Source organism: Streptomyces sp. NPDC005784, assembly GCF_042871525.1.
In the GTDB taxonomy this organism is placed as follows: domain Bacteria; phylum Actinomycetota; class Actinomycetes; order Streptomycetales; family Streptomycetaceae; genus Streptomyces.
Genome location: NZ_JBIAIQ010000013.1, coordinates 143131 through 163319, shown reverse-complemented (window position 1 = coordinate 163319; position 20189 = coordinate 143131). Strand labels below are relative to the sequence as shown.

General features: G+C 71.0%; 25 protein-coding genes. 12 read left to right on the top strand and 13 right to left on the bottom strand.

What is annotated here, in order from left to right:
- Nucleotide 1 precedes the first annotated feature (1 nt).
- Nucleotides 2–1081: a helix-turn-helix transcriptional regulator gene (locus tag ACFYR3_RS22170; protein ID WP_355844542.1), complete on the top strand. Its 1080-nt coding sequence runs from the start codon at nucleotides 2–4 to the stop codon at nucleotides 1079–1081.
- Nucleotides 1082–1159: 78 nt separating this feature from the next.
- Here ACFYR3_RS22170 and ACFYR3_RS22165 read toward each other — a convergent pair whose 3' ends face one another.
- The 4 genes from ACFYR3_RS22165 to ACFYR3_RS22150 all read right to left on the bottom strand — a co-directional run bounded on the left by ACFYR3_RS22165 (nucleotide 1160) and on the right by ACFYR3_RS22150 (nucleotide 4589).
- The gene (locus ACFYR3_RS22165; protein ID WP_355844545.1) at nucleotides 1160–1729 is read right to left on the bottom strand and encodes a Clp protease N-terminal domain-containing protein; all 570 of its coding nucleotides are present in this window, start codon (nucleotides 1727–1729) and stop codon (nucleotides 1160–1162) included.
- Entirely contained in the window at nucleotides 1729–1938 is a 210-nt protein-coding gene (locus ACFYR3_RS22160; RefSeq protein WP_010984411.1) for a helix-turn-helix domain-containing protein, read from the bottom strand. Before ACFYR3_RS22160 ends, ACFYR3_RS22165 begins: the two co-directional genes overlap by 1 nt.
- 126 nt (nucleotides 1939–2064) lie before the next feature.
- Nucleotides 2065–3030 (bottom strand): zinc-binding dehydrogenase, encoded by a 966-nt coding sequence (locus tag ACFYR3_RS22155; protein WP_355844547.1) that lies wholly within the window; start codon nucleotides 3028–3030, stop codon nucleotides 2065–2067.
- 335 nt (nucleotides 3031–3365) lie between these two features.
- Complete coding sequence (locus ACFYR3_RS22150) at nucleotides 3366–4589, bottom strand: NADP-dependent malic enzyme (RefSeq protein WP_389284440.1); 1224 nt, start codon at nucleotides 4587–4589, stop codon at nucleotides 3366–3368.
- A 539-nt stretch (nucleotides 4590–5128) separates the two neighbouring features.
- On the opposite strand from ACFYR3_RS22150, the gene ACFYR3_RS22145 reads away from it, so the two are divergent.
- The 3 genes from ACFYR3_RS22145 to ACFYR3_RS22135 are packed head-to-tail and all read left to right on the top strand — an operon-like array spanning nucleotide 5129 to nucleotide 7854.
- Nucleotides 5129–6094, top strand: coding sequence for an ABC transporter substrate-binding protein (locus ACFYR3_RS22145; RefSeq protein WP_355844553.1), 966 nt, complete (start codon nucleotides 5129–5131; stop codon nucleotides 6092–6094).
- 33 nt (nucleotides 6095–6127) lie between these two features.
- Nucleotides 6128–7057: an amino acid ABC transporter permease gene (locus ACFYR3_RS22140; RefSeq protein WP_355844556.1), complete on the top strand. Its 930-nt coding sequence runs from the start codon at nucleotides 6128–6130 to the stop codon at nucleotides 7055–7057.
- Nucleotides 7054–7854 carry an amino acid ABC transporter ATP-binding protein gene (locus tag ACFYR3_RS22135; RefSeq protein ID WP_355844559.1) on the top strand — a complete coding sequence of 267 codons (801 nt, stop codon included), beginning with the start codon at nucleotides 7054–7056 and terminating at the stop codon, nucleotides 7852–7854. The genes ACFYR3_RS22140 and ACFYR3_RS22135 overlap by 4 nt, the downstream gene beginning before the upstream one ends.
- Nucleotides 7855–7949: 95 nt before the next feature.
- On the opposite strand, the gene ACFYR3_RS22130 is transcribed toward ACFYR3_RS22135, so the two are convergent.
- Entirely contained in the window at nucleotides 7950–8138 is a 189-nt protein-coding gene (locus ACFYR3_RS22130; RefSeq protein WP_355844562.1) for a hypothetical protein, read from the bottom strand.
- 85 nt (nucleotides 8139–8223) lie between these two features.
- Nucleotides 8224–8982 carry a class I SAM-dependent methyltransferase gene (locus tag ACFYR3_RS22125; RefSeq protein WP_389284437.1) on the bottom strand — a complete coding sequence of 253 codons (759 nt, stop codon included), beginning with the start codon at nucleotides 8980–8982 and terminating at the stop codon, nucleotides 8224–8226.
- Nucleotides 8983–9082: 100 nt separating this feature from the next.
- On the opposite strand from ACFYR3_RS22125, the gene ACFYR3_RS22120 reads away from it, so the two are divergent.
- Nucleotides 9083–9712, top strand: coding sequence for a CGNR zinc finger domain-containing protein (locus ACFYR3_RS22120; RefSeq protein WP_355844568.1), 630 nt, complete (start codon nucleotides 9083–9085; stop codon nucleotides 9710–9712).
- On the opposite strand, the gene sodX is transcribed toward ACFYR3_RS22120, so the two are convergent.
- Nucleotides 9616–10050: a nickel-type superoxide dismutase maturation protease gene (gene sodX / locus ACFYR3_RS22115; RefSeq protein ID WP_355844571.1), complete on the bottom strand. Its 435-nt coding sequence runs from the start codon at nucleotides 10048–10050 to the stop codon at nucleotides 9616–9618. The two genes, ACFYR3_RS22120 and sodX, sit on opposite strands and share 97 nt — an antisense overlap.
- Before the next feature lie 145 nt (nucleotides 10051–10195).
- On the opposite strand from sodX, the gene sodN reads away from it, so the two are divergent.
- Complete coding sequence (gene sodN / locus ACFYR3_RS22110; RefSeq protein ID WP_261707948.1) at nucleotides 10196–10591, top strand: superoxide dismutase, Ni; 396 nt, start codon at nucleotides 10196–10198, stop codon at nucleotides 10589–10591.
- A gap of 138 nt (nucleotides 10592–10729) precedes the next feature.
- On the opposite strand, the gene ACFYR3_RS22105 is transcribed toward sodN, so the two are convergent.
- Entirely contained in the window at nucleotides 10730–10927 is a 198-nt protein-coding gene (locus ACFYR3_RS22105) for a hypothetical protein (RefSeq protein WP_261707949.1), read from the bottom strand.
- Nucleotides 10928–11254: 327 nt separating this feature from the next.
- Here ACFYR3_RS22105 and ACFYR3_RS22100 point away from each other — a divergent pair, with 327 nt between their 5' ends.
- From ACFYR3_RS22100 to ACFYR3_RS22075, 6 genes are all read left to right on the top strand, one after another.
- Nucleotides 11255–12541 (top strand): DUF2254 family protein, encoded by a 1287-nt coding sequence (locus ACFYR3_RS22100; protein WP_355844575.1) that lies wholly within the window; start codon nucleotides 11255–11257, stop codon nucleotides 12539–12541.
- Between the two features lie 632 nt (nucleotides 12542–13173).
- Nucleotides 13174–13587 (top strand): PLDc N-terminal domain-containing protein, encoded by a 414-nt coding sequence (locus ACFYR3_RS22095; protein ID WP_355844578.1) that lies wholly within the window; start codon nucleotides 13174–13176, stop codon nucleotides 13585–13587.
- Nucleotides 13588–13772: 185 nt separating this feature from the next.
- Nucleotides 13773–14153 carry a helix-turn-helix transcriptional regulator gene (locus ACFYR3_RS22090; protein ID WP_355844739.1) on the top strand — a complete coding sequence of 127 codons (381 nt, stop codon included), beginning with the start codon at nucleotides 13773–13775 and terminating at the stop codon, nucleotides 14151–14153.
- A gap of 62 nt (nucleotides 14154–14215) precedes the next feature.
- Nucleotides 14216–14635 (top strand): VOC family protein, encoded by a 420-nt coding sequence (locus tag ACFYR3_RS22085; protein ID WP_355844581.1) that lies wholly within the window; start codon nucleotides 14216–14218, stop codon nucleotides 14633–14635.
- 341 nt (nucleotides 14636–14976) lie between these two features.
- Nucleotides 14977–15849 carry a hypothetical protein gene (locus ACFYR3_RS22080; protein WP_355844584.1) on the top strand — a complete coding sequence of 291 codons (873 nt, stop codon included), beginning with the start codon at nucleotides 14977–14979 and terminating at the stop codon, nucleotides 15847–15849.
- Nucleotides 15846–16622 (top strand): VOC family protein, encoded by a 777-nt coding sequence (locus ACFYR3_RS22075; protein WP_389284434.1) that lies wholly within the window; start codon nucleotides 15846–15848, stop codon nucleotides 16620–16622. Before ACFYR3_RS22080 ends, ACFYR3_RS22075 begins: the two co-directional genes overlap by 4 nt.
- Here the strand turns inward: ACFYR3_RS22075 and ACFYR3_RS22070 are convergent.
- The 5 genes from ACFYR3_RS22070 to ACFYR3_RS22050 form a co-directional block, all read right to left on the bottom strand.
- On the bottom strand, nucleotides 16619–16882 hold the full coding sequence (locus tag ACFYR3_RS22070; protein ID WP_355844590.1) for a hypothetical protein: 264 nt from the start codon (nucleotides 16880–16882) through the stop codon (nucleotides 16619–16621). The genes ACFYR3_RS22075 and ACFYR3_RS22070 overlap by 4 nt on opposite strands.
- Nucleotides 16879–17226, bottom strand: coding sequence for a DUF952 domain-containing protein (locus tag ACFYR3_RS22065; RefSeq protein WP_355844593.1), 348 nt, complete (start codon nucleotides 17224–17226; stop codon nucleotides 16879–16881). Before ACFYR3_RS22065 ends, ACFYR3_RS22070 begins: the two co-directional genes overlap by 4 nt.
- 10 nt (nucleotides 17227–17236) lie before the next feature.
- Complete coding sequence (locus ACFYR3_RS22060) at nucleotides 17237–18463, bottom strand: RNA polymerase sigma factor (protein ID WP_389284431.1); 1227 nt, start codon at nucleotides 18461–18463, stop codon at nucleotides 17237–17239.
- Between the two features lie 5 nt (nucleotides 18464–18468).
- Nucleotides 18469–18882, bottom strand: coding sequence for a YciI family protein (locus tag ACFYR3_RS22055; protein ID WP_355844599.1), 414 nt, complete (start codon nucleotides 18880–18882; stop codon nucleotides 18469–18471).
- Between the two features lie 664 nt (nucleotides 18883–19546).
- On the bottom strand, nucleotides 19547–20185 hold the full coding sequence (locus ACFYR3_RS22050) for a GNAT family N-acetyltransferase (protein ID WP_355844605.1): 639 nt from the start codon (nucleotides 20183–20185) through the stop codon (nucleotides 19547–19549).
- Between the last annotated feature and the right edge of the window lie 4 nt (nucleotides 20186–20189).

The following is a 20189-nucleotide window of genomic DNA, read 5'->3' as shown; positions in this document are numbered from 1 at the left end:
CATGGCTCCCGTCTTCGCCCACGGCCGACTGCGCCTGTACCTCCTCAAGCTGCTGGACGAGGCGCCGCGCCACGGGTACGAGGTGATCCGTCTCCTTGAGGAGCGCTTCCAGGGCCTGTACGCGCCCTCGGCGGGCACCGTCTACCCCCGGCTGGCGAAGCTGGAGGCCGAGGGGCTCGTCACCCACACGTCCGAGGGCGGCCGCAAGGTGTACGCGATCACCGACGCGGGCCGCGCCGAACTGGCCGACCGCAGCGGCGAACTGGCCGATCTGGAGCTGGAGATCCGCGAGTCGGTCGCGGAGCTCGCGGCGGAGATCCGCGCGGACGTGCGGGGCGCGGCCGGTGACCTGCGCCGCGAGATGCGGGCAGCGGCCACGGAGGCACGACACGGCTCCGCGGGCGGCGCCCGGGCGAAGCAGCAGGACAGCACGGCGGGCGGGCCCGGCGGCCTCGACGACTTCCAGGACAAGGAGTCGTGGCGGGCGGCGAAGGAGGAGATGCGGCGCGTCCGGCAGGAGTGGAAGGAGCAGGCCCGCCGCGCGAAGGACGAGAGCCGCCGTGCCCGCGACGAGGCACAGCGCGCCCGCCGTCAGGCCAAGGAGGCGCAGGAGAAGGCCCGCGCGCAGGCCCAGGAGGAGATGCAGCGCATGGCCAAGCATGTCCAGGACCAGGTCCAGGACCATTTCGCGCGCGGCGACTGGCCGACTGGCGTGCGCGAGGGACTGACCGAACTGGCCAAGGAGTTCGGCGACTTCGGGAAGAACTTCGGCAAGGACCTGGGGAAGGACCTCGGCAAGGAGTTCGGCTTCGGGCGTCCGCCCTCCGGAGCGCCAGCGGAGCCGGAGTACTCGGCCACCCCGGACGACTTCCCCGCCGAGTACGAACCCGCCTGGGCCCACGAGGACTCGACCGGCAACCCCGGCCGCGACCTGGACCGCCTGCTGGACCGCTTCCGCGACGACATCCGTGACGCGTCCCGCGACCACGGCGTCACGGACGATCAACTCCGCGACATCCGCCGCCACTTGTCGGAGGCGGCGGCCCACATCGGATCGACCCTGCGGAGCAAGCGGCCGTAACTCCCCCGGCACTCCCCACCCGAGGACCGCCCGAGCCGACGGGGCCGCACACAGAGCCCCGTCGGCTGTTTGCGGCGCTCACCCCGCCTCTGCCACGCCGTCCTCCCCGTACAGCACCCGTGTCACCGACTGGTACGTGATTCCGTGATCGGCCAGCGCCTCTCCGGCGACCCCGCCGCGCAGGGTGATGGCCAGCAGCAGGTGTTCGTCCCCGATGTGGCGGTCCCGTCGGGCGACGGCGACCCGCAGGGATCGCGTCAGCGTTTCCTTCGCGCTCTGCCCGAAGGGCCGGCGCCGGGTCCGCCTGCCGTTCCCGCCGCGCTTGCCCGACTCCAGCGCCCCCTCCCCGTGCGTCTCCTCGATCCGGGAGACGATCTCGGAAAGGTCGATACCGAGCCCGGAGAGGGCGTCCGCGTCGGCGCGCGACAGCCCGCCCCGGCGGCGCGCCTCGGCGAGGTCCCGCTCCAGCGACTCCCGGAACCCGGCCGCCCCGAGCGACGTCAGGACGAAGGAACCCCTGCTGCCCTCCCGGTCGAGAAGGGCCAGCAGCATGTGCTCCTCCTCGACGGTCCCGGCCCCCACCCGCTCGGAGTGCGACACCGCGCCCTCGACGACGGCACGCGCATCCTTCGTGAAGCGTTCGAACATCACTGCCTCCCGTACTTCTTGTGCACGGCCTGCCTGCTCACTCCGAGTTCCGCGGCGATCTCCTGCCACGACCAGCCCTGATTGCGCGCACTGCGCACCTGTACCGCTTCCAACTGCTCCAGCAGCCTCCGCAGCGCGGAGACCGCCCGCAGCCCGATCCGCGGATCACGATCACCCGCGCGCTCGGCAAGATCCGTTGCTTCGGTCATGACGTCAACTTACGTTGACACATCTCCCGTGTCAACCGAAATTGACATTCCTGCCCGCCCCGGCACACCAAACGGCGGGCCCGGAAACCCGGACCCGCCGTTTCGTGTGACCCGCAACCCCGGGCATCAGCCCGTGGTCAGCACGATCTTGCCGAACTGGTCGCCGGACTCCAACCGTTCGAACCCTTCGCGGGCCCGGTCGAGCGGCAGCACCTCGTCGACGACGGGCCGCACCCCGGTGGCAGCGCAGAAGGCCAGCAGGTCCTCCAACTCGTCCTTCGTTCCCATGGTGGAACCGACCACCTTGAGTTCGAGGAAGAAGATCCGCGTCAGTTCGGCGTGCGAGGGCCGGTCGCCGCTGGTGGCACCCGAGATGACGACGGTGCCGCCGGGACGCAGCGACTTCACCGAGTGCGACCAGGTGGCGGCGCCCACCGTCTCGATGACGGCGTCCACCCGCTGCGGCAGCCGCGCCCCGGACTCCAGCGCCTCGACGGCGCCGAGTTCGAGCGCCCGCTTCCGCTTGGCCTCGTCACGGCTGGTGGCGAAGACCCGCAGCCCGGCGGCCTTCCCGAGCACGATCGCGGCGGTGGCCACACCCCCGCCCGCGCCCTGCACGAGCACGGAGTCACCGGGCCGCACCCCGGCGTTGGTGAACAGCATGCGGTACGCCGTCAGCCAGGCGGTCGGCAGACAGGCGGCCTCCTCGAAGGACAGTTCCCTGGGCTTCGGCAGTACGTTCCACGCCGGTACGGAGACCTGCTCGGCGAAGGTGCCCTGGTAGCGCTCGGTGAGGATGGACCGGGGCTCCTCGGGGCCGACCCCGTGCCCGCTCTGGCCGATCACGGAGTGCAGGACGACCTCGTTGCCGTCCTCGTCGATTCCGGCGGCGTCACAGCCGAGGATCATCGGCAGTTTGTCCTCGGCGAGGCCGACCCCGCGCAGCGACCACAGATCGTGGTGGTTGAGGGAGGCGGCCCGTACGTTCACGGTCGTCCAGCCCGGCCTCTGTTCGGGGGCCGGACGCTCCCCCAACTCCAGGCCGTTCAGCGGCTGGTCACGGTCGATTCGGGCGGCATAGGCAGCGAACATGACCTTGACGATAGGCTCCGCCCCCGGCCGGGGGAACCGCCTCCCCGTGTGACACGCGTCCCGCAGCGCCCAGACGGGAACCCCGCCGAGCAACAGCCTGCTCCTGCCCCTTCGCGGGAAAAGTTCAGCCCCTCCGGCGCTCGAGGAGCGGAGGTCCGGGTGCCCGCCCCGGTACGGGGCGGGCAGGAGCGGGGGTCCGGGGGCAGCGCCCCCGAAACGGGGCGGGCAGGGGCGGAGGGGGCGAGAACCACCCGCCCGGACTCTCCCCCGGGTAAAAAAATTTGGCCCCGCCGGGAGGGAAACCATCCCGGCGGGGCCAAGCAGGGCACACCACGTCAGCGGCGGGCGACGCCCTCGGCGCGAGCGGCCGCGGCCACCGCGGCCGTCACCGCCGGAGCCACCCGCTCGTCGAACGGCGAGGGGATGACGTAGTCCGCGGCGAGGTCGTCCCCGACGACCGCGGCCAGCGCGTCGGCGGCGGCGATCTTCATGCTCTCGGTGATCCGGGAGGCCCGGACCTGAAGCGCACCGGCGAAGATCCCCGGGAAGGCCAGCACGTTGTTGATCTGGTTCGGGAAGTCCGACCGCCCGGTCGCGACGACGGCCGCGTACTTGTGGGCGATGTCGGGGTGCACCTCGGGGGTCGGGTTGGCCATCGCGAAGACGAAGGCGCCCTTCGCCATGGAGGCGACCGCCGGCTCCGGCACCGTACCGCCCGAGACCCCGATGAAGACGTCGGCGCCCGAGAGCGCGGCCTCCAGCGAACCGGAGAGTCCCGCCTTGTTGGTGATCTCCGCCAGTTCCCGCTTGACGTCCGTCAGATCGTCCCGGTCCCGCGACACGACACCCTTGCGGTCGGTGACCGCGACATCGCCGAGGCCCGCCTCCAGCAGGAACTTGGCGATGGCGATGCCGGCCGCGCCCGCGCCGGAGATCACCGCGCGAAGGTCGCCGAGCGAGCGCCCGGTGAGCCTGGCGGCGTTCCGCAGGGCCGCGAGGGTGACGACCGCTGTCCCGTGCTGGTCGTCGTGGAAGACGGGAATGTCCAGCTGCTCCTGGAGCTTGCGCTCGATCTCGAAGCACCGCGGTGCCGAGATGTCCTCCAGATTGATGCCGCCGAAGGAGGGAGCGAGCCGGACCACCGTCTCGACGATCTCGTCGACGCCGGTGCAGGCGAGTGCGATCGGCACCGCGTCCACACCGCCGAACTGCTTGAACAGGATGGCCTTGCCCTCCATGACGGGGAGCGAGGCCTCCGGGCCGATGTCACCGAGCCCGAGCACTGCCGTGCCGTCGGTCACCACAGCGACCACGGACGACTTCCACGTGTAGTCGTGGACGAGTTCCGGCTGCTCGGCGATCGCGCTGCACACCTTCGCGACGCCGGGCGTGTAAGCCAGGGACAGGTCGTCCTTGTTGCGGACGGGCACAGTGGCTTGCACAGCCATTTTGCCGCCGCGGTGCAGCGCGAAAGCCGGGTCGAAGGCATCGAGGGGCTCGGCCCCGCCTTCGAGATCCGTACTGCTGTCGCTGCGAGGATTGACGATCTCCGCTGCCACTTTAATTTACCCCTTAAGTCTTTATTGTTTGAGGGTGACCACTCCTGGTTGAGGGGTGGGCGGGCACCGCGCAGGCCCTGCCGCCGTGGTTGCGTACGGGCCGCTGCGCGACGGGCGCGCCGCACACGCGCCCTGAGCCCCGGATGAGGGGTGTAAAGAACCTTCTTACCGGACGGACGGCGTCGAGGACGAGTCCATAACGCCAAGATCACACGTCGGTGAGATGACTCATGCCTTGATCCACTGACACTTCCGGACATGTCCTCGTTCGGCCATGAGTGCCGCGTAGCGGTCGTCCGCATCGCGCGAAGCGCCGAAGATCTTCCGGCCGGAAGGAGGGATTCCCGCACAAGATCCGGCCGCGACCTACCGGCCCGTAACGGTTCGGGGGTCACCCGTTATCCGATTTTGACATGGCGGGCACCGTGAATCACGCAATCCGAATGGCAAGATGCCGTCATTACACGAGGTCGCGACACTCGAAGGTGTGTGTTCTCGTCGACCTATCGGCTACTCCCTCATCCGCCGGAGGAACCCTCATGACCGCACGCACCACCCGTCGTACCACGGCCGCGCCGTCCCGGATAGCAGCGGTCGGTGCGATCGCGGTCGCCGGCGCTCTGATCCTCACCGGCTGCGGTGACCAGACGGACAAGAGCAGCGACACCAGCAGCTCCGGCACGTCCACGTCCTCGGCGCCGCTTGCCGACAAGCTCCCTGCCGACATCAAGAGCGCGGGTGTCGTCAAGGTGGGCTCCGACATCGCCTACCCGCCGGTCGAGTACATGGAGAACGGCAAGGCCGTCGGTATCGACCCGGACATCGCCGACGCCCTCAGCAAGCAGCTCGGCGTCAAGTTCGAGTTCCAGAACGGCAAGTTCGACCAGCTCATCGTGGGTCTGCAGTCCAAGCGCTTCAACGCGATCATGTCCGCGATGAACGACACGAAGGACCGCCAGAACGGCATCGACTCGGACACCGGCAAGAAGGCCGGCAACGGCATCGACTTCGTCGACTACTTCACCGCCGGCACCTCGATCCTCGTCCAGAAGGGCAACCCCAAGGGCATCAAGTCCCTGGACGACCTGTGCGGCAAGGTCGTCGCGCTGCAGAAGGGCACCACGTCCGAGGGCATCGCGAAGGCCCAGAGCACGAAGTGCACGAAGGACGGCAAGAAGGCGATCACGCTCCAGACCTTCGACACCGACCCCGAGGCGCTGCTCCGCCTGAAGCAGGGCGCGTCCGTCGCCGACCTGAACGACTTCCCGGTCGCGGCCTACAACGCCAAGACCTCGGGCGGCGGCAAGGACTTCGAGGTCGTCGGAGACCAGATCGAGGCCGGCCCGTACGGCATCGGCCTCAGCAAGGAGAGCACCCAGCTGCGGGACGCGATCTCGGCCGCCATGAACGCGATCATCAAGAACGGTGAGTACGCCAAGATCCTGGAGAAGTGGAACGTCACGGACGGCGCGCTGACCGAGGCCAAGATCAACGGCGGCTCCTGACCCTGCCTGACGCAACACTGAAGGGCAGTCACTGTGACTGACACTGTCGACAAGACTCCGGCGCCGTCCGTGCCGCCGGAGCAGATCAAGGCCATCCCGGTGCGCCACTACGGCCGCTGGGTGGCCGGCGTCCTGGTCATCGCGGTGCTGGTGCTGATCGGGCTCGCGTTCTCCAACGCGAACATCAACTACAGCATCATCCCGGACTACGTCACGGACGCGACGATCCTGTCCGGCGTCTGGCACACGCTGTACATCTCCGTGCTCGCCATGGTGCTGGGACTTGTGCTGGGCGTGATCCTCGCAGTCATGCGGATGTCCTCGAACCCGGTGACCAGCACCGTGTCGTGGTTGTACATCTGGTTCTTCCGCGGCACTCCGGTGCTGGTGCAGCTGCTCCTCTGGTACAACCTCGCGCTGGTGTTCCCCGTGCTCAACCTGGGGTTCTACAAGGACGAGATGAACCAGGTGATGACGCCGTTCCTGGCGGCTCTCCTCGGGCTCGGCCTGAACGAGGCCGCGTACATGTCCGAGATCGTCCGGGCCGGCATCCAGTCCGTCGACGAGGGACAGATGGAGGCGTCGCACGCGCTGGGCATGACCCAGGGCAAGACACTGCGACGGGTGATCCTCCCGCAGGCCATGCGGGTGATCGTGCCGCCGACCGGCAACGAGTTCATCAACATGCTGAAGACCTCGTCGCTCGCCTACGCGGTCCAGTTCAACGAACTCATCAAGCGGTCCCAGGACATCTCCAGCACCTCGCTCGCGGTCGTCGAGCTCTACTTCGTTGCGTCGATCTGGTACCTGATCCTGACCAGCATCTTCAGCGTCTTCCAGTACTACCTGGAGCGCCGCTACGCCCGCGGATCGTCGCGCAACCTGCCGCCGACCCCGTTGCAGCGCCTGAAGAAGAACCTCCGTCTGTTCGGTTCCTTCCGCCGCCCGGAGGTGGCCCGATGACCAGTCTCAGCAAGGATGTCGCCGCGAGCACGAGCGGCCGTCCGATGGTCAAGGCCGAGGGGGTGCACAAGTCCTTCGGGCTCGCGCACATCCTCAAGGGCATCGACCTGGAGGTGAATCCGCGCGAGGTGTTCTGCCTGATCGGTCCGTCGGGTTCCGGCAAGTCGACCTTCCTGCGGTGCATCAACCACCTGGAGAAGATCAGCGCCGGGCGCCTGTACGTCGACGGCGACCTGGTGGGATACCGCCAGAAGGGCGACAAGCTCTACGAGCTGAAGGAGCGCGAAGTAGCCGCCCAGCGGCGGGACATCGGCATGGTGTTCCAGCGCTTCAACCTCTTCCCGCACATGACGGCGCTGGAGAACGTCATGGAGGCGCCGGTACAGGTCAAGGGTGACACCAAGGCCGTCGCGCGCGCGCGGGCGGAGCGTCTGCTGGACCGGGTGGGCCTCGGTGACCGCAAGGGTCACTACCCCGCCCAGCTGTCCGGCGGCCAGCAGCAGCGCGTGGCCATCGCCCGTGCGCTGGCGATGGAGCCCAAGCTGATGCTCTTCGACGAGCCGACCTCGGCTCTCGACCCCGAGCTCGTCGGCGAGGTCCTCGACGTCATGCGGGACCTCGCGGAGGACGGCATGACGATGATCGTCGTCACGCACGAGATGGGCTTCGCCCGTGAGGTCGGCGACTCGCTCGTCTTCATGGACGACGGTGTCGTGGTCGAGTCCGGCAACCCGCGCGACGTCCTGACGAACCCGCAGCACGAGCGGACGCAGGCGTTCCTGTCGAAGGTCCTCTGACCGGGACGTCGACACTCCTGAGCGCAGGCGGCAAGGGGCGGTACGGGTCTCCCGTACCGCCCCTTCCTCATGCCCGCGCCCGCACGCCCTCCCCGCTACGGCAGCAGCGCCGGGTTCCGGATCAGCTTGTCCAGCTGGGCCCGGGTCAGCGGCGGGGTCTTGAGCAGCGGGCCGAGCCGGCCCTTGCCCTGGAAACCGGTGCCGGCCCGGATGGCAGCAGAGCGGCTTCCTCGCCGCGCGTCATCCCGCCCCCTTCCCCGGCCCGCGCTCGCGGACCGTCTCACCCTTCCAGTGCGGCGGGAGGTGCCGCACGACGCGGCGGAGGCGGTACGGATTTTCCGTACCGCCTCAACAGAGCCTGCGGGTGGCCTACTTGACCGCGAGCACCAGCGCGTCCGAGGGGGAGCGCCACACCGGCCGGGCCTCCCCGAAGCCCTGCTCGCGCAGCACGCGCGCGTGCCAGTCGGCGGAGGGGGTGTCCCCGTCGGCGTGCTCGCCGTAGATCTCGAAGCGGCGGGCGGTGGGTCCGGCGAGGACGGGGTCCTGGGCGGCCACCTCCCACCATTCGGCCCAGTCGAGGGCGCCGTCCTTCTTGGCCTGCTCCATGCGGGCGTGCCGCTGGGCCCGGTCGGCGGCGTTGATCCGGGGTGTCGTCTCGTCGATCATGTGGTCGGCGTTCATGAACACACCGCCATCACGGACGAGTTCGGCGATCTGGCCGTAGAGGACGGTGAGGGGTTCGCTGTGCAGCCAGTGCAGGGCCGTGGCGGTCAGCACGGCGTCGTACGTGTCGTACGGCAGCGAGGCGCGCCACCGCGGATCCTTGAGGTCGGCCGCGACGAAGGAGACCCGGTCGTCGCCGGCGAAGGTGCCCTCGGCGATGGCGAGGAGGGCGGGGTCGAGGTCGACGCACGTGCTGGTGGCTCCGGGGAGGCGGGCGAGCAGCCGGGCGGTGATGGTGCCGGTGCCGCAGGCGAGGTCGAGGACGCGGGGCGCGGGCCCGACGAGGGCCTCGACCATGTCGAGCATCACCCGGAAGCGGTCCTCGCGGTCCGGCATGTACCACTCCTGCTGCCGGTCCCAGCTCCGCTGCCAGGCGTTCCAGTCGGTTCCGGTGCCGATGGCCATGAAAGCCCCTCCTCCAGTCGACCACGTAATACCCTGTAAGCGCGATCGTCTGTTACCTGACCACCGTCCCGACGATAGAGCGCCTCCGTAAGGACTACAAGTGGAACTGGCCTATTACTCGGACTATGCCGTCCGCCTCGTCAACACCGAGGAACCGGCCCGGGGCAAGGACTCGTTGACCTCGGTCGAGGCCGTCCGTGACCTGTTCGAGGGCAACTCCTCGGCGGCCCGCCGCGCCGCGGAGGCGGACGTCACCCGCTTCCGTTCGGTACGGGGGCGGCTGCGCGCGGTCTTCGAGGCGGCGGACGGCGGCGAGGAGACCCTCGCGGTGGACCTGCTGAACTCGCTGCTCCTCGAATTCCCGGTGAGCCCGCAGATCTCGGGGCACGACCACCGCGACGACGACGGCCGCCCACTGTGGCACATGCATCTCGCGGACCACCCGTCGAACGCGACCGCGGGCTACGCGGCGATCGCGGCGATGGGCCTCGCCTTCCATCTGACCGAGTACGGCGTGGACCGCCTCGGCCTGTGCGAGGCCGCCCCGTGCCGCAACGCCTACCTGGACACCTCGACCAACCGCTCCCGGCGCTACTGCTCGGACCGCTGCGCGACCCGCGCCAACGTCGCGGCCTACCGCGCCCGCAAGCGCCTGGAGGCGGACCGGACGGGAAGCACCGGCCTGGCTGCCACCAGCACCCAGCGGACGACGGCGAACGGCGAACGCTGACCCGCCTTCGGCGGCCGGAACCTGAACCGCACCTTCCCGAGGACGAGTTCCTCGGGAACGGTTCCGTAGTCGGTGCTGTCCCCGCCCGCGAACGCGTTGTCCCCGAGCACCCACCAGCCGCCCTCACGCCGCTCCGCGATCCGCTTCACGACGAGCAGGTCCTGCTGGAACGGATGCCGCAGGACGACGACGTCGCCCGGCCCCACCCGCGCCCCCCACTGAACGACGAGCCGATCCCCGTGCTGGAGTGTGGGCACCATGGAAGGGCCCGTCACCTCCGCCGCCCCGAACGGCAGCAGGGCCTTCCCCCGCTCGGTCTCCTGCGACAGCTCCGGCATCACCGGCACCTCCCCGGTCCTATCCTCCACCAGTCCCAGTTTCACCCCGGACTTTTGTCCTAAGCCCATGGGGGCACTCGCGAAAACGCCTCTCCCACGGAGTAATGTCCCACCTGAGAAGACGATCACGAGGAAGGACAGCTCAATGCTCTCCCGCCTGTTTGCCCCCAAGGTCAAGGTCAGCGCGCACTGCGACCTGCCCTGCGGCGTGTACGACCCGGCCCAGGCCCGCATCGAGGCGGAGTCGGTGAAGGCCGTCCAGGACAAGATGGCCGGCAACGACGACCCGCACTTCCAGGCTCGCGCCACCGTCATCAAGGAGCAGCGCGCCGAGCTCGCCAAGCACCACGTGTCGGTGCTCTGGAGCGACTACTTCAAGCCCCCGCACTTCGAGAAGTACCCGGAGCTGCACCAGCTGGTCAACGACGCGCTCAAGGCCCTCTCGGCCGCGAAGGCGTCCACCGACCCGGCGACGGGCCAGAAGGCGCTGGACTACATCGCCCAGATCGACAAGATCTTCTGGGAGACCAAGAAGGCCTGATCTATGGCTAGGCCGTTTGACCTGCGGTTTCGCGGGTCGCATCGCCTGCTTGTCCGCACCCGGTCCGCGGGCCGCCGCTCTCGGCGTCCCGACGGTCCGGGTGCGTACTGCTTTCCTGGGGCAGTCGGCGTATCTCGGTCACACGGGCAGTTGGCGCATCTCGATCACACGCAGGCCCAGTGCCTGGAACCGGGTGAGCAGTCCATACAGATGGGCGTCGTCGATCACGGTGCCGAAGAACAGGGTCTGTTCCTTCGTACGTACCCTGTCGAGTTCGGCGAAGGCCGAGGCGAGCGTGTCCGAAACAAGGCCGGCGATGCGGAATTCGTAGCGCATACGAGCACTTCCTCGGGGCCGGGGCGCGGGGTCCGCTGCGATCCCCTGCCATCGTCGGTCCCGCGCACCGATGTGGCATCCCCCGGTGCGGGCGACATCCGCCCAGCTCGGAACACTCCCGCTCACACCCTCGCCCCTCCACCTTCCACCCATGCCCCGGCGCTCCGCCCTCCGGGCGCGGAAAAAGGCCGAAGAAGGGTGAGCGGGCGGTGCCCCCGGCGTGGGGTCCTCACCTTCGGCGGGTGATGCGGGTGATCGCGCGGGCGGCGAACCTTGAGGGGCGGGTCCGCGTTCCGCCGGCCCCGGGACCGCCTCGGAGGATGCCCGATGAACGCTCTCGCGGCGGTCGGCCGGGGCATCTCCTTCCGCGCCGGTCGCGCCGCGTTGCGCCGTCGGCGGCGGTTGCGCGCGGGCCTCCTCCAACTGGTGTTCATCGCCGTCGGACTGGGCCTCGGCCTCCTCGTCCCGGAGTTCACCCAGGGACCCGTGCTGCCCTCCCGCCAGGTGTCCGAGATGCTGCTCGCGACCGGTTTCGGGGTGCTCGGCGCGGCCACCGTCATCTTCTCCGTGCTGTTCCTGGTGGTGCAGTGGGCGGCCACCACCTTCACACCGCGGCTCACCCTGTTCCGGGACGCGCCGATCGTGTGGCGGACGTTCGCCTTCGCCGTCGGGATGACCGTCTTCTGCGCCACCGCGGCGCTGACCATCGCCGACCGGGACGAGGCCTCGGTTGTCCTGCCGATCAGCGCGGGCGTCCTGCTGCTCCTGCTGCTGACGCTGCTGCGCAACCTGCTGCTGCAGGCCGTCGCCGCGATCCAGCTGGCCCCGGTGCTCGGTTCCATCTCCGAACGGGGCCGGCACAACCTCGACGTCCTCTACGCGAGCGGCCCGGGAGATCCGGGAAACCCAGGAGCCCCGGGAGCCCGGTTCGGTCCGGGCGGGCCGCGGTCGACGGTCAGCTGGCCGGAGCCCGGCGCCGTGCTGCAGCGCGTGGACGTGGGCCTGCTGGCGGGCGCGGCACGGGAGGCGAACGCGATCGTCGTACTGCGGGTGACCCCCGGCACCACCTTGCAGTACGGCACCACCGTCGCCGAGGTGTACGACGGCGAACTGCCCGCCTCCGCCGTCCTGCGCGGCCTGGAGACCGGCGCCGAGCGGGTCTTCGACCAGGACCCCGGACTCGCCTTCCGGTTGCTCGCCGACATCGCGCTCAGGGCGCTGTCCCCGGCGGTCAACGACCCCGCCACGGCGGTGCAGGCGCTGGACGCCATGGAAGATCTGCTGCGCCGGCCGGTCCCGGCGAAGGCCCGGCCGCGTGAGGTCGCCGACCGTGCGGGCACGTTGCGTGTCGTCGTCCCGCTGCCGGGGTGGGAGGACTTCCTGCGGACCGCTCTCGACGACGTGGTCCCGGCAGCCCGGAACTCCCCGATGGTGCTCATCCGCCTCCGGACGCTCCTGGAGGACCTGCGCGGGACGGGCCACGGCCGCGCCGACGCGCCGCTCGCCAGACGCCTGGCCTGGGTGGACGAAGAGCTCGGCGCCCGTTTCTCCCGGCTGCGGGGCGCCCTCGCGGAGGAACGCGAGTTGCAGGAGGAGCACCCGGACAGCGGATGAACGGGTCACCGAGGGGCCCGGGGACCCGACCGGCCCCTGGCTCAAAAGCCCGTGGCAGCGCATCCGCGAGCTCACCCGCGGAGGGTGATCCGGCGGGGCGGGGGGTGACCGCACTCTGGAGCCGAAGCAAGACGTCACGCGTCAGAGAGGGCACCGCTCATGGCCTGCATCCAGCGGCAGATCCGGCCCGTGCCGGGCGTGCCGCGCCCCGGGCCCGTCCGTCACGGCCCGAAGGACCCCGAACGGTCCTTCGCGTCGCCGTGGCCCTCGGGACCCCCGCGGCCCGCGCCGTCGATGCAGCCGCTGCCGCCCCCGGACGACGCCGCGAACGTCGCACCGATCACACCGATCACACCGGACGACGTCGTCCCGACGCGCCCCGTGTGTTCGGGGGGCCCTGCTCGCCCCCCCGCCTTCGAGCGTCTGTCCGCCGGCGGGCCCCGCAACCCCGCCCGGCACTCCACCGCGCTCTGCGCACCGACCCGCCAGGCCCCTGACCGGCCGCAACCCCCCGCCGGCCGGGCCCGGGCGGAATCCCCGAGATCGCGACCCGGCGCCCGGCGACAGTTCGATCCGCCCGACACCCAAGGCAACGCTCGCGGAGATGTCGCACAACCGACAGGAGTTCGACCATGAACGGCTCGACGCTCAATCTGGCAGCGGACTACCCCCTGCTGCAGGTCTTCTGGAGCATGATGTGGTTCTTCCTCTGGATCCTCTGGTTCATGCTGCTCTTCCGCGTCATCGGGGACGTCTTCCGCGACGACGAGCTGAGCGGCTGGGGCAAGGCGGGCTGGTGCGTCTTCGTCGTCATCGTGCCCTTCCTGGGCATCTTCGTGTACCTGATCGCACGGGGCCGCGGAATGGGTGAGCGCGAGATGAAGCGCATGCAGCGGAACCAGGAGGACATGAACTCCTACATCCGCGAGACCGCCGGGACCAGCGGCAAGGCCGACGAGCTGGCGAAGCTCGCGGACCTCAAGAGCCACGGCCACCTCACGGCCGAGGAGTTCGAGCAGGCCAAGGCCAAGGTCCTCGCCGCCTGACGGCACGGACAGCCCCGCGCACGCAAGACCGCCGCCGTCCTCCGGACAGTGATCCCCCGGAGGGCGGCGAGCCTTGTGGCCGGGGAGTTCGGGGCCCTGTTGTCGGTGGCGCGTGCCATTCTGGGGAGGTGGGAAATCCCAGACCCCTCGAAGACCTGGTCCGGCTGCGGCAGGCACGCGACCGGATGAACCGCGAGTACGCGGAGCCGTGGGACATGGCCACGCTCGCGCGCACCGCGCTGATGTCGCCCGGTCACTTCCAGCGGAGCTTCAGGGAGGCGTTCGGCGAGACGCCGTACACCTATCTGATGACCCGCAGGATCGAGCGCGCGAAGGCGCTGCTGCGGCGCGGCGACCTGACGGTGACCGAGGTGTGCTTCGCGGTGGGCTGTACCTCACTCGGTTCGTTCAGCTCGCGGTTCACCGAGCTGGTGGGCGAGACCCCGAGCGCGTACCGGGCCCGTCCGCACGACCACGGTGCCCCCATTCCGTCCTGCGTGGCCCGCCGCATGACCCGGCCGGCCCGCCACCGCAACCCGGAGGCGGAACCGGGCACGCGTCTTTAGGGGCTGCCGTCCGGTACACGCGGCGGACGCCTGAGCCGCCGGACAAGCCCTAGGTTGGACGCATGGATCTGAAACTCTTCCAGTGCTTCATCTCAGTCGACGACCACGACAAGGCGCTCGCCTTCTACTGTGGCGTGCTGGGCCTGGAGGTCCGGGGTGACGTCGGGTTCGAGGGCATGCGGTGGGTCACCGTCGGCTCGCCGCTCCAGCCGGACGTGGAGATCGTCCTTGAACCCCCGGCGGCGGACCCGGACGCGTCTCCCGCGGACAAGCAGGCCATGGCCGAACTGCTGGCCAAGGGGATGCTGCGCGGTGTGATCTTCTCGACGACCGACTGCGACGAGCTCTTCGAGCGCGTCCGCGCCTCGGGCGCCGAGGTCCTCCAGGAGCCCGCGGACCAGCCCTACGGCCTGCGGGACTGCGCCTTCCGCGACCCGGCGGGCAACCTCCTTCGCTTCGCGGAAGAACGCGCCACCACCTGACCCGACCGACGCCCCCGGCTCGGCGCAGTACCGCCCGACCGGACCGACGCCCGCCGACTGGGCGCGGTACCGGCTCACCGGGCCGACGCCCGCCCGCTCGGCGCAGAACCACCTGTCCCGGACCGACGCCCGCCGGCTCGGCGCCGCGTCGGCCGGTCCGGGCGACGCCCGGCCGGCTCGGCGTTCCGCCGGACGCGCGGGGGTCGGCCGTCGTTCTCGGGTGGCCGGGGGCGACGGGCGGCCGGAATCACGTGGGAGGGACACTACGTCCGTGTGTTCCGTGGGCATGGTCCTGTCCGCCCGCGGAGTGAACCGTCCGAACGCCTTCGAGGGAGTCACCCGTGCCGTCCGAGCGCCCCCGCGTCCTGTTCGTCACCGACCTGGCCTATCCGGCCAAGGGGCGGCGGTACTGCGACGAGGACATCGCCCTGACCTCGCGGCTGCGCGAGGAGTTCGACATCGCCGTGTGCCACCCGCTGGACGCGGCCGCGCTGATGACCGGCTTCGACGCCGTGGTCGTACGCAACAGCGGGCCGGTCCTGCACTACCAGGCCGCGTACGACGCGTTCCGGGAGCGGGCGCTCGCGGAGGGTGTCCGGGTCTACAACCAGCTGTCGGGCAAGGGGGACATGGCCGGCAAGGGGTATCTGCTGGAGCTGACCGCCGCCGGGTTCCCGGTCATCCCGACCGTCGACCGTGCACCTGACCTGGATCTGCTGCCCGAGGCCGACATGTATGCGGTGAAGCCGAAGCAGGGCGCGGACTCCATCGGCCTGGAGTTCGTGCCGCGCGAGGAACTCGCCGGCCTGCCGTTCGGCGACATCCTCGTCCAGCCGCGCGTCGACTTCCGCTACGAGGTGTCGTTCTACTTCGTCGACGACACCCTCCAGTACGCCCTGTACGCGCCCGACCCGGAGCGGCGGTGGGCCCTGGAGCCCTACGAACCGACGGACGAGGACCGGGAGTTCGCGCAGCGGTTCGTCGAGTGGAACGACATCACGTACGGCATCCAGCGCGTGGACGCCTGCCGGGCCCCCGGTGGTGAGCTGCTCCTCGTCGAGCTGGAGGACCTCAACCCGTATCTCTCGCTGGACGTCCTCTCCCCCGAGGTCCGGGACGCCTTCGTCGCGCGGATGAAGACGTCGTTGCGCGCCCTGATCGGACAGGAGCCGGTACGAGCCGTACCGACCGTGCGGCGGGGAGCGTCCCGATGACCGCGCGACCGGTCATCCGGTGGACCCACGTCTTCGTCGACCGGCCCGCGGGGGATCTCGGACCGGCACTCGCCTTCTGGACCGCGGTCACCGGGACAAAGGTGTCCGAACCGCGCGGCGACCAGGGTGAGTTCATAACGCTGCGGCCCGGTGCGGGGGACGCGTGCGTGAAGGCGCAAGGTGTCGGGGACGGCACCGGCGGCGCGCATCTCGACCTGTCTGTGGAGGACGTACCGGCGCTGGTGGAGTGGGCGCTGCGGCTGGGTGCCGAGGTCGTCGCGGAGCACGAGGGGTGGGCCGTACTGCGGTCCCCCGGCGGGCAGTTGTTCTGCGCGGTGCCCTGGCAAGGGGAGTCCGCGCGGCCTCCGGTGATCGAGGGGCCGGGCGGCACGACGAGCCGGCTCGACCAGGTGAGCATCGATCTGGCACCTGGCGTGTACGCCGCCGAGATCGCCTTCTGGAGCGAGCTCACGGGGTGGGAGTCCCATCCCGGCGCGCTCCCGGAGTTCCACCTGGTCAGGCCGCCTGCCGGGCTGCCGCTGCGCATCCTGCTGCAACGCCTCGGCACCGACCGCCCCACCTCCGCCCATCTGGACCTCGCCTGCTCGGACGTCGAGGGGGTCCGGGCCCACCACGAAGCCCTCGGGGCGACGCCGGTCGGCCGGGGTGCGCGCTGGACGGTGATGCGGGACCCCGTCGGCGGCACCTACTGCCTGACCGGCCGCGATCCGGCGACGGGCAGCCTGCCCCAGGGCCTGTCCGACAGGCCCTAGGGGCCGGTCGCGTACAGGCAGAGGACGGGCTTGCCGTCACTCTTGCCCGGACAGGGAAGCGTCGAGGGTTCGATTGAGAGCAGCGGTGCCGGCGCCTCGCGGCCGTCACGGCCGTCCTGCTCGGAGGTGTACCAGCCGGTGGGTGGCGGCTCCGCCGAGGCCTGGAGCCAGAGGGTGAGGATGCCGCCGCCGACCACGGCGACCGCCCACACCGCCACGGCCCAGCGCCACACCCGGCGCCGTCCCCCCGCCGCCCTCACGCCGAAGCCGTCCCGCCCTGGTCCCAGACCTCCACGTCCACGACGGCCTCCACCGGGATCGGCCCGTAGATGTGCGGGAACTCCTCGCCGCCGGACTCCATCGCCTCGAAGCGGACGGGCACCTCGAGGCGTTCGGCGTCGACGACGAGGACCACGAGTTCGTCGGGTCCGGCGTACGAGCCGTACACCGTGGCCGCCACGGCGGGGAGTTGGCGGCGCAGCGAGCAGTGGATGAAGCCCTCCTCCTGAAGGGTCCGGCCGCGGGTGGACGTCTCGAAGACGCCGGACGCGCGGGCCGCGTCCCACAAGGGGCGCTCGGTCAGGTGCAACAGAGGTTCGGACATGCGGACAACGCTACGACCTCAGCCGGGCCGCCCGCGCCTCCAAATAGCGCCGTTCGGGGAGGCTCAGGGTCTTGGCCGCCGCCGACTCGTAGGCGCCGCGGGCTCCGGCCGGGTCACCCGCGCGCTCCAGCAGGTGACCGCGGACCGCGTCCAGCCGGTGTCCGGCGGCCGACTCGCCCTCCAGCCGGTCGAGTTCGGCGAGGGCGGCGCTCGGCCCGTGCACCATGGCCACGGCGACCGCGCGGTTGAGGCGTTCGACGGGGCCGGGGACCCGGCGGACGAGGACGTCGTACAGGCCGAGGATCTCGGTCCAGTCCGTGGCCTGGGCCGAGGGTGCCTCGTCGTGGACGGCGGCGATCGCGGCCCGGAGCCCGTAGGGGCCTGCCGGCCCCCGCGCCAGCGCCCTGGTCACCAGGGCCACGCCCTCCTCGATCGCCGCCCTGTCCCAGCGGGTGCGGTCCTGCTCGTCGAGGGGAACGAGCTCCCCGTGCGGCCCGGTCCGCGCGGCGCGCCGGGCGTCGGTCAGCAGCATCAGCGCGAGCAGGCCGGTCACTTCACCGTCCTCGGGCAGCAGTTGCTGGACCGTGCGCGTCAACCGGATTGCCTCATGGGCGAGTTCGGCCCGCTGGAGTGCCGTGCCGGAGGTCGCCGTATAGCCCTCGTTGAAGATCAGGTAGAGGGTGTGCAGGACGGCGGGGAGCCGTTCCTCCCAGTGGTCGGGGCGGCCGAAACCGACGCCTCGCACCCGCTGCTTGGCCCGGCTGATGCGCTGCGCCATGGTCGCCTCGGGCACCAGATACGCCCGCGCGATCTCCGCCGTGGTCAGACCGCCCACCGCGCGCAGGGTGAGCGCGATCTGCGCGGCCGGGCTCAGATCGGGATGGCAGCACAGGAACAGGAGGGAGAGCGTGTCGTCCTCCGACGGGGCGCGGTCCGCGCCCGGCGGCGGCGCCGTGAAGGCGTCCCGCGGCGTCAGCGCCGCCACCTTCTCCTCCCGCAGCCGCCGCGCCTCCTCCGCGCGCAGCGCGTCGACGAGCCGCCGCGAGGCGACCTTGATCAGCCATCCGCGCGGGTTGTCCGGCACCCCTTTCGCGGGCCACTGCGCCGCGGCCGCGAGCAGCGCCTCCTGCGTGGCGTCCTCGGCCGCGTCGAAATGCCCGTAGCGGCGCACGAGCGCGCCGAGGACCTGCGGCGCATGGCGGCGCAGCAGGTCCTCGACCTCGGTCGTGCCTCTCATCCCGCTCAGAGGTCCCCGGCACCGTCCTGGATGCGCCGGACGACCACCGGGTGCTCGGTGAGACCCTCGGGACCCGGGCAGCGGGTGACCCGCTCGGCGATCTCGGTGACCCGCTCCAGGCTCGCGCAGTCGACCACCCAGTAGCCGGCCATCAGCTCCTTGGTCTCGCTGTACGGGCCGTCGGTGATCACGGCCTTGCCGTCGGGGCCCCTGCTCACCAGGCGGGTCTGCGCGGGGTCGGTCAGCCCCTGGGCGTCGACCAGCTCACCGGATTCGGAGAGGTCGTCGCTGATCGCGCCCATGTAGGCGTACATGGCCTGCAGTTCCTGCTCGTTCCAGGCCGGCGCCTGTGCGGACGCCTTGCCCCGCATGCCCTCGTAGTCGGCCTGTGTGCCCTGCACCATCACCAGGTACTTCATGAGTCCGCTCCTTCGGCTTCCTCGGCTCGGACCACCCGTGGTGGGCGGCTCTCACAGGGGACGTCGGAGCCGGCCCGCGTTTCTCTACACGTCTCCACCCGGCGGCGTCCGGTGCGTCAGGATTTCTCCGCGGCGGGCTCCTCCGGCAGATCTTGCCCCTGCCCCTCACCCTGTCCCTGCCCCTGCCCCTGCAGGTGTCCGTGTACGTGTCCGGGCCCATCGGCGTACGCCGCGCACTCCGGGTTCCGGCAGGGTCCGGGGCCCCATTTGGGCACCCAGGCGCCCAGCGTCTTGTACCGGTGCACCATCGTGGCGACCGGTTGCCCGCATTCGGGACATACATGCTCATCGGTGCCCATGCCTTCAGGGTAGGGCGGCGAACCCAGCGCTTCCTGTTGTACGTCCCCGATCAGGCCCGGGGTCGGGGCCGGGTCGGGCCCGGGTCGGGTCGGGCCCGGGTCGGGGCGGGCCCGGGTCGGGGCGGGCCCGGGTCGGGGCGGGCCCGGGTCGGGGCGGGCCCGGGTCGGGGCGGGCCCGGGTCGGGGCGGGGCCGGGTCGGGCCCGGGTCGGGGCGGGGCGGGGCCGGGTCGGGCCCGGGTCGGGGCGGGGTCGGGTCGGGCCCGGGTCGGGGCGGGTCGGGGCGGGTCGGGGCCCGGATCCCGGTCTAGTCCCCGGCCCCGGCCCCGGTCTGTCGCCCCGGTCGCGGCTCGCGCCACATCGGCCACATCCGCGGGCCGTCCGGCAGGTCGAGGGGACGGCCCGTGAGCACGAAGCCGAGCCTTTCGTAGAGTGCGCGGCTGCGGGCGTTGCTCGCCTCCAGATAGGCGGCCAGGCCCTCGCGGTCGCAGCGGTCGAGGACCGACTCGATCAGCGCGCGGCCGAGCCCCTCGCCCTGGCGCTCCGGCGCCACCCCGATCATCCACAGATACGCGTGGGCGCGTCCCTCGGGGTGGATGTCCGCCGTCAGCCGACCGATCAGCTCGACCCGCTCGTTGTCCGGATCGACAGCGGCACGAAGTTGCGCGGGAGCGTCCTCGTCCTCGCCATCGCCCTCGCCGTCGTGGTTCCCGGCGGGGACGGACAGCCACAGGGCGCACGCCGAACCGTCCTCGGCGAGGTCGATACGCCCCTCGGCGAGCACTGCATCGGCGAACGCCGCCATCAGCTTGGGGTGCGTGGCGCGGCGGTGCGCCGGGGCCGGGAAGACCCAGTTGCTCACCGGATCGTCCTGGAACGCCTCGTCCAGCAGTCGGACGACCAGTTCCCGGTCCGCCTCGCCCGCCACCCGGATCGCCACACCCATGACC